15 protein-coding genes are annotated in these 13,397 nt (G+C 42.4%); 7 read left to right on the top strand and 8 right to left on the bottom strand.

The annotated features are described in order from the left end of the window. Window positions 1-204: 204 nt before the first annotated feature. Both RMO79_RS08375 and RMO79_RS08370 read right to left on the bottom strand, forming a co-directional pair. Window positions 205-495, bottom strand: a complete 291-nt coding sequence (locus RMO79_RS08375) for a hypothetical protein (protein ID WP_310482659.1) — start codon at window positions 493-495, stop codon at window positions 205-207. A 267-nt stretch (window positions 496-762) separates the two neighbouring features. Then, window positions 763-939, bottom strand: a complete 177-nt coding sequence (locus RMO79_RS08370; protein ID WP_310482658.1) for a hypothetical protein — start codon at window positions 937-939, stop codon at window positions 763-765. A 229-nt stretch (window positions 940-1,168) separates the two neighbouring features. Between RMO79_RS08370 and RMO79_RS08365 the strand changes: the two genes are divergently transcribed. Continuing rightward, window positions 1,169-1,468, top strand: a complete 300-nt coding sequence (locus RMO79_RS08365; RefSeq protein ID WP_310482657.1) for a hypothetical protein — start codon at window positions 1,169-1,171, stop codon at window positions 1,466-1,468. A gap of 63 nt (window positions 1,469-1,531) precedes the next feature. On the opposite strand, the gene RMO79_RS08360 is transcribed toward RMO79_RS08365, so the two are convergent. Continuing rightward, on the bottom strand, window positions 1,532-2,206 hold the full coding sequence (locus RMO79_RS08360; RefSeq protein ID WP_310482656.1) for an SAM-dependent methyltransferase: 675 nt from the start codon (window positions 2,204-2,206) through the stop codon (window positions 1,532-1,534). A 323-nt stretch (window positions 2,207-2,529) separates the two neighbouring features. On the opposite strand from RMO79_RS08360, the gene RMO79_RS08355 reads away from it, so the two are divergent. Together RMO79_RS08355 and RMO79_RS08350 are read left to right on the top strand one after the other, a co-directional pair. Next, window positions 2,530-5,172: an amino acid adenylation domain-containing protein gene (locus RMO79_RS08355; RefSeq protein WP_310482655.1), complete on the top strand. Its 2,643-nt coding sequence runs from the start codon at window positions 2,530-2,532 to the stop codon at window positions 5,170-5,172. Window positions 5,173-5,671: 499 nt separating this feature from the next. Beyond that, a complete protein-coding gene (locus tag RMO79_RS08350; RefSeq protein WP_310482654.1) occupies window positions 5,672-5,938 on the top strand; it encodes a hypothetical protein in 267 nt (88 codons plus the stop codon). A 351-nt stretch (window positions 5,939-6,289) separates the two neighbouring features. Here the strand turns inward: RMO79_RS08350 and RMO79_RS08345 are convergent, their stop codons facing one another. Then, complete coding sequence (locus tag RMO79_RS08345; RefSeq protein ID WP_310482653.1) at window positions 6,290-6,610, bottom strand: hypothetical protein; 321 nt, start codon at window positions 6,608-6,610, stop codon at window positions 6,290-6,292. Window positions 6,611-7,010: 400 nt separating this feature from the next. On the opposite strand from RMO79_RS08345, the gene msrA reads away from it, so the two are divergent. Next, window positions 7,011-7,676: a peptide-methionine (S)-S-oxide reductase MsrA gene (gene msrA / locus RMO79_RS08340; RefSeq protein ID WP_396136554.1), complete on the top strand. Its 666-nt coding sequence runs from the start codon at window positions 7,011-7,013 to the stop codon at window positions 7,674-7,676. Between the two features lie 121 nt (window positions 7,677-7,797). Here the strand turns inward: msrA and RMO79_RS08335 are convergent, their stop codons facing one another. The 3 genes from RMO79_RS08335 to RMO79_RS08325 all read right to left on the bottom strand — a co-directional run bounded on the left by RMO79_RS08335 (window position 7,798) and on the right by RMO79_RS08325 (window position 9,295). Continuing rightward, a complete protein-coding gene (locus RMO79_RS08335) occupies window positions 7,798-8,262 on the bottom strand; it encodes a nitrogen fixation protein (RefSeq protein ID WP_310482652.1) in 465 nt (154 codons plus the stop codon). A 48-nt stretch (window positions 8,263-8,310) separates the two neighbouring features. Next, window positions 8,311-8,730, bottom strand: coding sequence for a hypothetical protein (locus RMO79_RS08330; protein ID WP_310482651.1), 420 nt, complete (start codon window positions 8,728-8,730; stop codon window positions 8,311-8,313). Window positions 8,731-8,833: 103 nt separating this feature from the next. After that, the gene (locus RMO79_RS08325) at window positions 8,834-9,295 is read right to left on the bottom strand and encodes a hypothetical protein (RefSeq protein ID WP_310482650.1); all 462 of its coding nucleotides are present in this window, start codon (window positions 9,293-9,295) and stop codon (window positions 8,834-8,836) included. Between the two features lie 261 nt (window positions 9,296-9,556). Here RMO79_RS08325 and RMO79_RS08320 point away from each other — a divergent pair, with 261 nt between their 5' ends. The 3 genes from RMO79_RS08320 (at window position 9,557) to RMO79_RS08310 (ending at window position 12,960) form a co-directional block, all read left to right on the top strand. Further along, window positions 9,557-10,408: a bifunctional class I SAM-dependent methyltransferase/HIT family protein gene (locus RMO79_RS08320; protein WP_310482649.1), complete on the top strand. Its 852-nt coding sequence runs from the start codon at window positions 9,557-9,559 to the stop codon at window positions 10,406-10,408. A 123-nt stretch (window positions 10,409-10,531) separates the two neighbouring features. Continuing rightward, a complete protein-coding gene (argS, locus tag RMO79_RS08315) occupies window positions 10,532-12,289 on the top strand; it encodes an arginine--tRNA ligase (RefSeq protein ID WP_310482648.1) in 1,758 nt (585 codons plus the stop codon). A 101-nt stretch (window positions 12,290-12,390) separates the two neighbouring features. Next, window positions 12,391-12,960, top strand: a complete 570-nt coding sequence (locus tag RMO79_RS08310; protein ID WP_310482647.1) for a Uma2 family endonuclease — start codon at window positions 12,391-12,393, stop codon at window positions 12,958-12,960. Between the two features lie 14 nt (window positions 12,961-12,974). Here RMO79_RS08310 and RMO79_RS08305 read toward each other — a convergent pair. Then, window positions 12,975-13,397 (bottom strand): PadR family transcriptional regulator (locus RMO79_RS08305; RefSeq protein ID WP_310482646.1); only part of this gene is annotated, 423 nt, incomplete at its 5' end.

Here is a 13,397-nt window from a genome sequence, read left to right as displayed (position 1 = left end):
CATCTGAGCCGACATAAATGTCGTCTAAAGGGTGAAAGAAACTTTGTTTGGGCACGCCCTAATTTCATGCTTCAACCCAATTTACAGATCCTTGCTCTGAGCCAGTTTCAGCTAAGTTCCTTAGAAGAGGCTACGCCAACGCATCACCGCTAGTTCAGCTAAATTACTTCAAAGCTGACGATCGAACACTCTACCATCAACCACTTATAATGGCGGACGGCGACGACTATCTAAATTAGGGAGTGGCGAACGGTTGGAGCTAGGAGGTAAATATAATTGTTTGGATTTACGATCGGATCCAGCTTCTGCCTGCTGAATGCACCACCAGCGATAGCCGATTGCTACGCCAGAAGTAAGCAAGCCTAAAATCATCAATGTCCCAATCTCATTGACACCACCGAGGACGGTATCAAAGGCACCTACGACGATGATAAAACTGGATATTGGTTCTTTGCGGTATAGTCTTTTCAAGAAGGTGGGAAATATCGCGTTCATTTATGAGTGGTGAAGCTAGGATTCAAAGGCGACCTCGCTTATCGATGCGGACAAGATCGTCCGATCGGTGCAATGCTACTCTTGTTATCCTAATTCTACAATCTCAGCCTAGAGAATCGATCGTCTATCGCTAGATAATTAATCAATACACAGAAATCGATACCTTTATAGTTCCCCAATTTGGTAGCAATATCGCGCTGCACGTCTCAAGCTTTTCAAATCCGAAATTGGTGATGTAGCGATTTCTACGCATGTTTGTCAGATGTCTTAATTAATCCCCAATCCCATCCAGGCGAGCGGATTTTGACCTGTAACATACTCAATTAGTAGTAAAGCTGCAAAGCCAATCATCGCTGCTCTGCCATTTAACTGCTCTGCAAAGCGGTTAAACCCAAATCTAGTGACAACTAGTTTTGGCTGGACGCTGGGCTGTACTTTTACCATGATGGGAATTCTTGCGATTTGTAAAGTTTATCGATCTATATCTTACGACCGATCGGTGCGATCCGCTAGCTGCCGATCTGGCATGGGTAAGAGGTAAGACAGGGAACAAATTTGGGGGTGAGATTGGCTTGGCTCTGAAGTTATCCACAAAGATCGATCTCTAATTGAACCTCGATCGATCTTTTCCTGTCTAACAGGTAAGAGCAAAATAAATTAATGAGGTTCGATCGTGAAAAAATTAATTAGTTCGATGTTATTTGCAGCAATAGTATTAGTTCCATTTACTGCTGAAGCTGGCCCGATTCAAAATCGGATTAATCGTCAGGAGTCCCGGACTTATCAAGGAGTTAAAAATGGCTCGATTTCAACTAAAGAGTATAAACGGATCGATCGGCGGATCGATAGTATTGAAGCAGCAAGGCTTCGCCAGATTAAAAGTGGTGGTAAATTAACTAACGCTGAAAAATATCGTCTCAATCGCCGCTTGAATAATACCTCGCGCACTATTTATCGCGATCGTCATGACTAATTCTTCAGGAGTTAATCGGCACTAAACGATCGGTGCGATCGAGACTAATTAGTCTCGATCGAGTTATTTTTTAATTACCAACATGCTATCGCCACCTTTCTGGAATTCATAATTAACTGCCCGAACTCGTGCGTCAAAGCCTGCCTGAGTAAATTTCTCAATAACTGGATCGATGTATGCAGAAGGATTGCAATCGAGTTTCAATAATGGGAAAATTCTAACTTCTGCCGCTACCCTCAGCAGTTCGCAAATGGATTCAATATGAAAATCTAGTGATAGTTGTTCGGAATATAGAAATAGTAAATGCGAACACACGCACAAGTCAAACTTGCGATCTGAAAAATCTAATTTTGGTAAAGATTGACACAAATATCTCCCAGCACTTTTGCCAGTTTCGTAATTTGCTAAAAATTCATTCATCGCATCCATCCGCGCACAACCGAGTTCTTCTGGATTTGCAAAGTAATTCCAAGTGTAACGACTAGAATTTTCGCTAACTTGGCTGATAATTGTTGAATATGTATCTCTAACCCGCTGCTCGATTTGTGCTGCTGTAAATTGATAGATTGGATCGATCGAGGTTACCGATTTTCCGCGCTCAGTCATCTCTGCATTAAAGCTAGCAGGGCCATCGCCGCAGCCTAAAATTTGTCGATTTAAGTCTGCATCCGACAAGTCGAACATTAATTTATATTCAGCTAATGTGCGTCCCCACGGGACGATTTCAGTTAATTTCATGACTGTAGCATCTATTGTCGATATGGTGTTATTACTGATAACTGATAAATTTTACTCTTTAAGAATATAGACAAATAGATCCATTAGTCATTTGCTAGCGTATAACTGTATATGGTAGTTGCCGTAGCAATCTCGCTCTGATGGCGATTGAATTGGAGTGGCAACGCGCTAACAGCTAACGACTTGACTGAGTTTCCCACCATGATTGAGAAGGCATCTCTGTTTAGTGTAAAATATTACATCAATTGGCGGTGTTATTCACTCGCGATCGTCAGCTAAATTAGTATTAACTAGCAAACCTCGTCCTCTCTTTTTGCGAAAAAATGTCAACTTGTCAACTTTTGAGTACCCAAAATCCTGATGCCGTTGCAATTCAAGATAGAGCTGGTATGCTAACGTACCAACAGCTTCATCGTAAAGTCAATCGATTGGCCAACTATCTGCGCCAGCAAGAAATTATGCCAGAAGTTTTAGTGGGTATTTATCTAGAACGATCGATCGATACAGCAATTGCAATTTTGGCAGTTCTCAAAGCTGGCGGAGCCTACGTACCATTAGATCCAGCATATCCTCAGGATCGACTCAACACAATCTTGCAAGATACTAACTTAAAACTAATTTTAACTCAAGTATCCTTAGCGACAAATCTTGCCGATACAGGGGTAAACCTATTTTTACTCGATGCTCGCTGGGATGAACTGGCGACGCAAAGTGAGGAGCTAGCACCAGCACAAACAACACCTGAGAGTCTTGCGTATATTATGTATACATCTGGTTCTACAGGCAAACCCCAAGGCGTTCAAATTACGATCGGACAAATCGACAGCTATCTTCAGGCTGTCAATGAGGTGATGAAAATTCAACCTAATGATGTTTATTTACTCTCAGCCTCTTTTTCCTTTTCCTCATCGATCCGACAATTATTATTACCTTTATCACAAGGTGCCAAAGTAGTAATTACCTCTAAAGATAATACTACAAATTTATTCAGTCTGGTCGAACTGATCCAGCGCGAAAAAATTACGGTATTCGATACGGTTGCCTCTGTCTGGAATTACATGCTAATTAGCCTCGCCGAGCTAGATCCAGCTCAAAGCCGCCAATTGATGGATTCCCAAATTAGGTTGCTAATATTTTCAGGCGGATTGTTAACATCGCAACTATTAGAACGAGTGCGAAGTCAGTTTCCACAGCCGCCACAAGTTGTCAATATTTACGGTCAAACCGAAACAATTGGCGTTTGTGCTTATCAAATCCCTAATGACTTTAGTAAAACAGAAGGATATGCCCCGGTAGGTCGTGCTTATCCCCACAATCAACTATATATACTTAACGATGAATTAGAGAACGTTACTGCCGGAATCACAGGCGAGTTGTGCGTTTCCGTGCCGAGTTTCGTGCGCGGTTATTTAAATAATTCACAATTAAACGATCGGAAGTTTATCCCCAACCCATTTGCTAAAGATCGACAAGCAAGATTATATAAAACAGGTGACTTAGCGCGTTATTTACCCGATGGAAATTTGGAAATTGTCGGTCGCCAAGATTTCCAAGTCAAAATTAGAGGGATGCGGGTAGAAATTGAAGAAATTGAAACCGTACTGATGCAGCATCCCGATATTCAACAAGCAGCAGTAGTCGGAAAAAATAGAAGTACTAGCAGCACGGCTATATCTGCGGAAGAACAAATTATCGTCGCTTATATCGTACCAAATCGCGCTGAAATTAATATTGACGATCTGCGATCGTTTTTAAAAACCAAATTAACCGATTACGCAGTTCCATCGGCTTTTGAAATATTGACAGCTTTACCGCTCACACCCAATAATAAACTCGATCGCAAAAGACTCCCAGAGCCTAGTTACCGTCGATCCTCAGTAGTAGCCCCCCGCGATGCATTAGAACTGCAATTAACCCAAATCTGGGAAAAAGCTCTAGGCGTACAACCGATTGGCATTACAGATAACTTCTTCGATCTCGGCGGACATTCGCTGATTGCGCTCCAAGTATTCGCTCAAATCGAGCAAGTTTGGAACAAGCGATTATCATGGGGAATTTTGTTTGAATCTGCGACAATTGCCCAGATTGCCGATCTTATTCGTCACGATACAGTATCGACTGATTGGTCGCCATTAATTCTACTCAGATCGGGTAATAGTAAACCACCATTATTTTGTCTTCACGCCCTCGGCGGTACATTATTTGGCTATTACGATTTAGTCAGAAGATTGGGTGAAGATAGACCTATTTATGGACTTCAATCACAAGGCATCGATGGCAAACAACAGCCGCTAGAGCGCATTGAAGACATGGCTAGCTACTTTATTCGATCGATTCAAACCGTTCAAACGCAAGGGCCTTATTTTTTACTCGGTTATTCTTTTGGCGGTCTGGTTGCGTTTGAAATCGCTCGTCAATTAGCAGAACTAGGCGAACGGGTAGAGTTTTTAGGTTTAGTAGATATTAGATCTCCAATCGTACCTAAAGATACAATGTCAATCAAAAAATGGCTGAATTTTCATGTCAGCGAATTAAAAAAACTTCAATTTAAAGATCGCGTCAGATATTTTACCGATAAAATAGCGCATCGAGTCTTAATTAAGACCAAAGGCTATGCAGAAGAGTATAAAAATATGATGACAAAGAAATTATCTACTTTTGAAATGTTCAAGCCCGAATTATTGAATGTTTTAGAATCTAACTTGCAAGCCGTAAAAAATTATTCGCCTCAAGCTTATCAAGGACGAGCTACTTTGTTCTGGTGTGAGTACCAGTCTTTATATATCGATAAATATCCTGATTTAGGCTGGGGAACTTTAGTTAGTGGGGGTGTGGATACCGTGTTTATTCCTGGCGAACATCTATCGCTGCTGGAAGAACCCCACGTACGAGTTTTTGCTGAAAAGTTAAAATCGGGTCTCGACAATGACGTTATTGCTACCGAATTCACCAGACAAAGTATCTAAAGTTTAATATCAGTGATAGCTTTTACCGGAATATTAAATATTAGAATTAATATTAAATTCGATCGGCAAGTAAGATATCATGCTGGAGGCAATATCTTATTGAGACATTTGGCGTAAATTTTATTTACTTTTATTGTTTAAAGATATTTACGCCGCTTTTGATACCAATCTCATAAATTAAGTCACTGGGTGTAATTTCAGACAAAGTCAATGATAAGTTTCAGATCGTAGCAAATGGTTGTATTCATAAGACTGAAGCTACATTAACACTGACAATTCTTTGTTTATTTGATGTCAATTAACGCACTTACTAACGGTAAAGATCGTACTAGTATGTGTTCGAGATAACTAAATGATGGGTATTCGATTCCCAAAATTTGGTAGCTTTTCTCACCTGAGTCCTACCTTCTCAGATCTGCTATTTGGATGCAATGATGTTTTACAACCAATTGTTTCTGGCAATTTGGTTGCAAACTGAAACTTTCAGGAGAATATTTATATGTCTCGAATCGAAATTTCTAATCTGAAGACTGCTAACAACAATTCATTAGCAGCCAGTTTCCTCGACGAACTCCACACCACAGAGGCTGCTAACATTATCGGTGGCAGTAATGGGAAACATCATGGCGGCAAAGGTAAGCACGACCGAGATGACGATGATGACAATGGTCATGGTCGCGGTCATGGCGGTCATGGCGGTCACGGCGGTCACGGCGGTCACGGCGGTCACGGCGGTCACGGCGGTCACGGCGGCTATTGCGATTAAAATCTCCTGATGAATAATATTGAGTAGCGATCGGAGTTAAATTGAGACTGAGACTGTAACTTAATTGAGATCGATCTTGTTTACTCGTTAATGTTTGCGGTCTTTAAGCTAAATGGCATAGCAGTAAAATATCTATGCCATTTGGCAATTCTCCAAAGGAGACCTCCGCAGATAAAATGGGACTTAAAAATTTCGACGATCTTTTAAGTGCCAGTAGATGTCACCCAATTTGCTATGGTTGCTACTCAATGCTAAGGGGCTGTAAGAAAATAAGCTCATGGTTTCGATCTCTAGTTTCCCCACAAGGAAAAGCTTTCAGTCTCAAAACATGAAGTTGTTTCTTTACAAGCCCTAACTATCTGTGTTGATTACCGATCGATTTAACAGACTATCTAAGCGATCGGTAGACCAATATTCTGAAGGATAAGCGATTGCCGAGATCGATGCTAGCCGCACTACCCAAGTTACGCGTTGGAAAATATATTCTGTTGATTCATCCTCACTACCGGGTACTAAAATCAAGACTTCGACAAAATCTCGATCGAGTCCGATCGGAATTCCAAAATAGCTTTTGTCGCGGGTTTCAAACCAAACCTTAATGCCATCTTGTAATGCCGCCTTCAATCTCTGATACAACAGGCTCGATTCTTTGACTTCAGATTTTTTACCCATAGCGAATAGATGGTAAGGGATATGAGGCGCGAGGCTATTGCCACTCGAATTTAAATGATCGATGAGGAGATCGGAACACAAGGGCAGATCCGTGTTAATGCAAAGATAGAAAATCGTGCCGATACCCGATCTCATCACTAAGATTGGATCTAACTCTACACTATCGATACTTTAGAGCAGATCGAGCGATCGCGATCGGCGGTTGTCAAGTCGTATTTTCAAGCTAGGAGATCGCGATTCTCCAAGGGAGAGGCTGTGCCTACGGCAGGCTACGCCAACGCCAACGACAACCGGGCAGATGCGTTACAGTTAATGAAGAGCAGCAAACTTTCAGACCAATGTATGCAGACAGCTAGAACTGGAAAATACTTGGTTTGCACACTTTAAATTAACTAAAATTATGCTATCTAACCTCTTTGGTGGTAAAAAATCAACCATTCCCACCCCAGCAGATTCATTATCTGGCAGAGCCGAAAAAATGGCTTTGCCTGCCAAACATTTTGTTAATGGCAATCCGTTTACCCCACCATATCCGGCAAACATGGAAATGGCTATGTTTGGGATGGGTTGTTTTTGGGGCGCAGAACGTAAATTTTGGCAGTTACCATCAGGCGTGTATATTACCGCTGTAGGCTACGCTGCTGGAAATACCCCAAATCCCACCTATCAAGAGGTTTGCAGTGGGATGACGGGGCATAATGAGGTGGTACTGGTGGCATTCGATCCCGCAGTCATCACTTATCAACAATTACTCAAAGTTTTCTGGGAAAATCACAATCCTACCCAAGGAATGCGCCAAGGTAACGATGCTGGCACTCAATATCGATCGGGTATCTACTGCTACTCTGACACTCAGATGCAGTTAGCCCAGGCTTCTAAAGCTGCCTATCAAGCCGCTCTCAATGATGCCGGACACAAAGAGATTACCACAGAGATTTTATCAGCACCAGAGTTTTACTACGCTGAAATCTATCATCAACAATATCTAGCCAAGAATCCCGGCGGTTATTGTGGTTTGGGCGGTATGAATGTTTGTATGCCAGAGAATTTGTCGGTGGCGAGTTAGGTTTTAGGTTTTAGGTTTTAGGTTTTAGGGGGAAAGGGTAAAGGGTAAAGGGAATAAGCTTAATAGTTTTCCTCCCCCCACACCTCCCGCACCCCCCACACTCCCCGCACCTCACACACTCCTATACATTCTCGCTAGATTCTCGATCGTAAATAGAGGGATCGATCGCGGCAATTAGTCGATCGTCGGCAATATAATTATCTCGAACGACTTGCTGACAACGCAGACAGGCGGCTGCACCTTCCTGATGCCACCAGCGACAAGTCGAACGAATCGCACAAGCAGGTAGGCGATCGGTTACTGTAGGTAAACCCTCCACAATTCGTGTTGTCAGGCGACAATTGATACCATCAAAATGCTTGCAGCCATTTTCGATACAAGTAGCGGCGATCCGAAAAATTTCTGAGGGTTTGACGGGTGAATCGAGAGTTAATAATTCTGGCGGAATGGGTTTGACTCGATCTAAATGAACTAGATGCGGTACTTCTGGCGTACCGACTACAATGCCAAAAATAACGCTACCAGACATTTCGGCATCGGCACTCGGACACATTAGCGATTTTGGCGAACGACGATTTTCGGACATGATTATTAACCTCAATTTACATAGTCAAACACCAGATGATTAGGAAAATTATCTAGAATTAGGATTGACAATGATGCCATTAATGATTGGCTTTGGATTTGGAGATGGATCGGCTTGCGGATTTTGAATTCTGCCATTCACAAACGGGCGACTGGGTTGAGCCACTTTGCCATTAATAATGGGCTTTACCTGACTCGGATCGGCGGAGATGCCCCCAGCCGGAATATTGTTAGGAGTGCCAGAACTGCCCGTTCGCGGATTTCGGACATTTTGAGCGATTAAGGCGCGATTAATCGCTTGTTCGACTAAGCTGCGATCGTCAAAATCGATTAGTGTAGAAATAGTTTGACTGAGATTAGTAATGCTGCGATCGGTTATTGGGGTAGAGCCTGTCGCTGCCGATACACTAGTCGCACTCAAAAGTAACCCATTGAGCGCAAATAGAGCTAGGAAAAATTTAGTTTTCATATTAATATAGTGGGGATGCGATCGACTAAATATCTCTACAGTGACAGCGATCGTAATTTCGGAGATATCTTCGTAATAACTTAGAGATAAAAATTATTTGGGGTTAACGTCTTTTACTTTGTCCGATCGATTGGTTATCAGATTTCTTAGTTTGTCCGATCGAGCGTTCTACGGTGGGTTCCTGGGTTTGTCCGATCGAAGGTTGTTGCGGTTGCTGGATTCTACCGATCGGTACTGTTTTAATTTTGTTAATTCTCCCACGAACGGTTGGCTGTTTATCTGTGGGTTTTTGTTCGGTTGGCTTTATATCTGCTCTGGGTAACCCCGCTGTCACAATGGGAGTTGGGATTTTTGGCTCGTTAACTTGTTGCGCGAGTAACGCGCGATCGATCGCTAGTTCGACTAAATCTCTTTCTTCTAAATTAATCAGGTTAGCAATAGTCTGACTGAGATTGGTAATACTACGATCTCTTTCTGGTGTGAATTTTGTAGTGGCAACTGCGCTATTTGCACTGATAAATACACCAGTCATCGCAAGTAAAGTTAGCAGAAATTTAGTTTTCATAGTACGAGATAATTAGGGCGATCGATTAACAATTCAATTGCTACGAGCAAGATTCCAGAAAAGTCGATCGTTTCTTTACAAACAATCTCATCCCAGATCGAAAATCCCTGGTAAATCTCACCTATTTCATGCCATTTTGAATTAGGTGAATTAGGTATAATTACTCTTGCCAAGACCGATCGGATATAGTTAGATCGGAATAGTTTAATCGATCGTATTTAATGAGATCGTGGTTAGATTATCTCATTCAATACTGATAACATGAGGAAACAAGCAAATAATTTTAGCCATCTAACGGCGATCGATCGAACTAAACTATCATCACCAGTCCAATTTTTACTCGATCGAGATTTACTTAAAGGTCGCATTCTCGATTTTGGCTGTGGGTTGAGTAATGATGTCAAAGTTCTGCAGCAAAAAGGTTTCGAGATTGCAGGATACGATCCACATTATCAGCCGATTTATCCCGAAGGCAAATTCGATACGATCGTCTGTTGTTACGTGTTAAATGTTTTAATGCCAGAAATACAGGCTGATGTATTGATGAATATCGCTCATCTACTCAAGCCAGGTAGTAAAGCTTATTATGCAGTCAGGCGCGATCTCAAAAAAGAAGGTTTCCGGGAGCATTACGTTCATAAGAAACCAACCTATCAATGCACCGTCAAATTACCATTCAAATCGATTCAGCTCAATGAATATTGCGAGATTTATGAATACGTCCATTACAACCATCAATGGAATTCATCAAATAATTGTATCTTCTGCAATCCCCATCGCAAAATAAACTTACTAACAGAATCAGCCACTACTTATGCCATGTTCGATGGCTATCCCCTGAGTAAAGGTCACGTTTTAATCGTTCCCAAACGACATCTTAGCAATTATTTTGAACTACCAGCCAAAGAGCAAGCGGCTTGCTGGTTAATGGCAAATAAAGTTCAGGAAATTTTAAAGTCAGAATTTCAACCCGATGGCTTTAATGTCGGGATGAATATAAATAAAGCTGCGGGACAAGCCATGAATCATGCCACTATTCATATTATCCCCCGCTATCATGGCGATACTCATCATAAAAAAAGTGGAATGCGATCGGTAATTCCCAAATCTTAGGTGCGATCTCGATCTCAAACCCCATATTTCCCAAAAAAGTTATAAATCGCGATCGCCCTAATCTGGAGCGGACAGCAGATAATGGATAATAAATAATAGCTATTAATTCTTCCCGTTCCTGAAATGAAATCCACCATCACCTACCTGACAACTCAACTCGATCGGGCGATCGTAGCCGCATTGGGGGATGATTATGCTGGTGTCGATCCTCTATTAGTCTTATCGAGCAATCCTAAATTTGGGGACTATCAGGCGAATATGGCGATGGGACTTGCCAAGAAATTGGGGCAACAGCCACGCGCGATCGCTCAATCGATCGTCGATAATTTAGACGTGTCAGAAATCTGCGAAGCACCCCAAATTGCTGGTGCAGGCTTTATTAACTTTACCGTCAAACCCAGCTATCTCGCCACTCAACTCCAAGCCATGCAGCGCGATAGCCGCCTGGGAGTAACCATCGCCGAAAAACCCCAGCGCGTTGTCGTAGATTTTTCGAGTCCGAATATTGCCAAAGAAATGCACGTCGGGCACCTGAGATCGACTATTCTAGGAGACTGCATCGCGCGGGTATTAGAATTTCGCGGTCACGATGTCCTCAGACTCAATCACGTTGGCGACTGGGGTACCCAATTTGGGATGTTGATTCTTTACCTTCGGGAAGCCTATCCCCAAGCCTTGACGACGGCTGACGCGCTCGATCTCGGCGATTTAGTCGTGCTATATAAACAAGCCAAACAACGCTTCGACGAAGATCCGCAGTTTCAGGAAGCCGCCAGACAAGAAGTAGTTAAATTACAAGCCAAAGATCCCGATACGATCAAAGCCTGGAATTTATTATGCGACCAATCGCGGCGCGAATTTCAGGTAATTTACGACAGATTGAATGTTCAACTTACCGAACGCGGCGAATCTTTCTACAACCCATATTTATCAACCGTAGTTGAAGATCTCCGCGCGACGGGATTATTAGTCGAAAGCGATGGCGCGCAGTGCGTTTTCCTCGATGGATTTACCAATCGAGAAGGCGATCCGTTACCCCTCATCGTCCAAAAAACCGACGGTGGTTATAACTACGCCACTACCGATTTAGCCGCAGTCAGATATCGGATTCAAACCGATAAAGCCGATCGAATCATTTATATCACCGATGCGGGACAAGCCGATCATTTCGCCCAAGTTTTTCAAGTCGCCAGACTTGCAAAATGGATCCCCGAACATATCGAAATTACCCACGTTCCTTTTGGGTTAGTATTAGGAGAAGGCGGTAAAAAAATTAAGACTCGATCGGGTGAAGCGATTAAATTAAAAGAGCTGCTCGATGAAGCGATAGAACGATTTAGTAACCTGCTCAAAGCCCGATTAGTTGATGAAGAACGGCAAGAAACTGATGAGTTTATCACCAATAGTTCGGAGGTTATCGGACTGAGTTCTGTTAAATATGCCGACTTGAGCCAAAACAGAACGAGTAATTATGTCTTTAGTTACGATAAGATGCTTTTAGATAAAGGCAATACCGCACCTTATATGATGTATGCCTACGCCAGACCACAGAGCATCGCTCGTAAAGGCGATATCGATTTTAATCAACTTGGCGATAATGCTCAAATTATCTTAACAGAAGAAGCCGAATTAACTCTTGCTAAACACCTCTTGCAATTAGGAACGATTATTACTGAAGTAGAACGAGATTTGTTGCCAAATCGTTTGTGTCAATACCTGTTTGAACTCAGTCAAAAGTATAACCAATTTTTTGAAAATTGTCCTGTATTATCTTCAGAAGAACCATTGCGGACATCTCGATTGATTTTGTGCAATTTGACAGCTAAAACATTAAAGTTAGGTCTGGATTTACTCGGCATTCCGGTATTAGAACGGATGTAATCGCGATTTATCCCGATTGCCGCGCGACTGGAAGTCGTTGGAAATTCTGAGATCGATCGAAATGTTAGAATAGTGAATATACTCTTGCAGGAGGTGTCGCGATGACAGTTGCCATCCAAAAAATGACGCTAGCAGAATTCCTTGCCTATGATGATGGCACGGATAACTTATATGAATTGGAAAATGGAGAATTGATTTCTATGCCTGCTGAGAGCGATATCAATCAAAGAATTGCATCTTTTTTGTTTGCTTTCTTGCTAGGTTTGGGTATTCCTAGCTATAGACTTAGGATTGGGATCGAAGTAGCTGTTAGTGGATCGCGGGTATCTGTACGCATACCGGATTTGGTTGTATTGTCTGAAGAATTAGCCACGGAAATGGATGGGGCGACTAGATCGATCGTATTGATGGATATGCCACCACCATTATTAGTTGTCGAAGTAGTCAGCCCCAACCAAGAGAAAAGAGATTATCGTTACAAGCGGAGTGAATATGCTGCTAGGGGCATTGCCGAATATTGGATTGTCGATCCGATTCAATCGCGAGTAACGATTTTGGAATGGGTGGATGGTTTCTATGAAGAAAAAGTATATGTGGAAGATAATAAAATTGAGTCAACAATATTAGCTAATTTAGATCTAAGTGTCGATCGAGTATTACAGGCTCGTTAGTTGCGATCGACACGCTAAGATTCTAAAAGCTCGATCGCTTCTGCACACCAGGCTAGCCATTCTGTCTCGATTCTGATGCCTTGACGCAGGGTGATAAATTGATAGCGTCCGACTTTGCTCAATTGCGATCGATCTGGAAAATATTGCGCTGCGATCGCTTGATAGGTATGTAAGGTTTCGAGATGTTGAGCGCGGTGATGTTTTAATTCTGCCACGATCGTCGCGGGGGATGCGATCGACCCAGCAAATATTTTGACTAATAAGTCGTCTTTAAGCGGGCTGACAGTACTAGGAGTCTCGATCCACGATCGCAATGTTTCCTCGCCTTTGCTGGTGAGGGTATAAATCTTTTTATCTGGGCGATGTTCTTGCTGGACTAGCCTTGCATCGAGCTGGCTTTGCTCTTCGAGTTTGGTGAGTTCTCGATAGATTTGTTG

It is taken from the genome of Chamaesiphon sp. VAR_48_metabat_403 (assembly GCF_031422475.1).
Lineage (GTDB): Bacteria > Cyanobacteriota > Cyanobacteriia > Cyanobacteriales > Chamaesiphonaceae > Chamaesiphon.
The sequence above is the reverse complement of the archived record's forward strand: the minus strand, read 5'-3'. Positions and strand labels throughout refer to the sequence as shown.

Excerpts from the sequence above, each read along its gene's own strand:
- RMO79_RS08375 (WP_310482659.1), bottom strand. The coding sequence starts at position 495 with ATGAACGCGATATTTCCCACCTTCTTGAAAAGACTATACCGCAAAGAA.
- RMO79_RS08310 (WP_310482647.1), top strand. The coding sequence starts at position 12,391 with ATGACAGTTGCCATCCAAAAAATGACGCTAGCAGAATTCCTTGCCTAT.
- RMO79_RS08360 (WP_310482656.1), bottom strand. The coding sequence starts at position 2,206 with ATGAAATTAACTGAAATCGTCCCGTGGGGACGCACATTAGCTGAATAT.
- RMO79_RS08370 (WP_310482658.1), bottom strand. The coding sequence starts at position 939 with ATGGTAAAAGTACAGCCCAGCGTCCAGCCAAAACTAGTTGTCACTAGA.
- RMO79_RS08355 (WP_310482655.1), top strand. The coding sequence starts at position 2,530 with ATGTCAACTTGTCAACTTTTGAGTACCCAAAATCCTGATGCCGTTGCA.
- RMO79_RS08320 (WP_310482649.1), top strand. The coding sequence starts at position 9,557 with ATGAGGAAACAAGCAAATAATTTTAGCCATCTAACGGCGATCGATCGA.
- msrA (WP_396136554.1), top strand. The coding sequence starts at position 7,011 with ATGCTATCTAACCTCTTTGGTGGTAAAAAATCAACCATTCCCACCCCA.
- argS (WP_310482648.1), top strand. The coding sequence starts at position 10,532 with ATGAAATCCACCATCACCTACCTGACAACTCAACTCGATCGGGCGATC.
- RMO79_RS08350 (WP_310482654.1), top strand. The coding sequence starts at position 5,672 with ATGTCTCGAATCGAAATTTCTAATCTGAAGACTGCTAACAACAATTCA.
- RMO79_RS08345 (WP_310482653.1), bottom strand. The coding sequence starts at position 6,610 with ATGGGTAAAAAATCTGAAGTCAAAGAATCGAGCCTGTTGTATCAGAGA.
- RMO79_RS08330 (WP_310482651.1), bottom strand. The coding sequence starts at position 8,730 with ATGAAAACTAAATTTTTCCTAGCTCTATTTGCGCTCAATGGGTTACTT.
- RMO79_RS08325 (WP_310482650.1), bottom strand. The coding sequence starts at position 9,295 with ATGAAAACTAAATTTCTGCTAACTTTACTTGCGATGACTGGTGTATTT.
- RMO79_RS08335 (WP_310482652.1), bottom strand. The coding sequence starts at position 8,262 with ATGTCCGAAAATCGTCGTTCGCCAAAATCGCTAATGTGTCCGAGTGCC.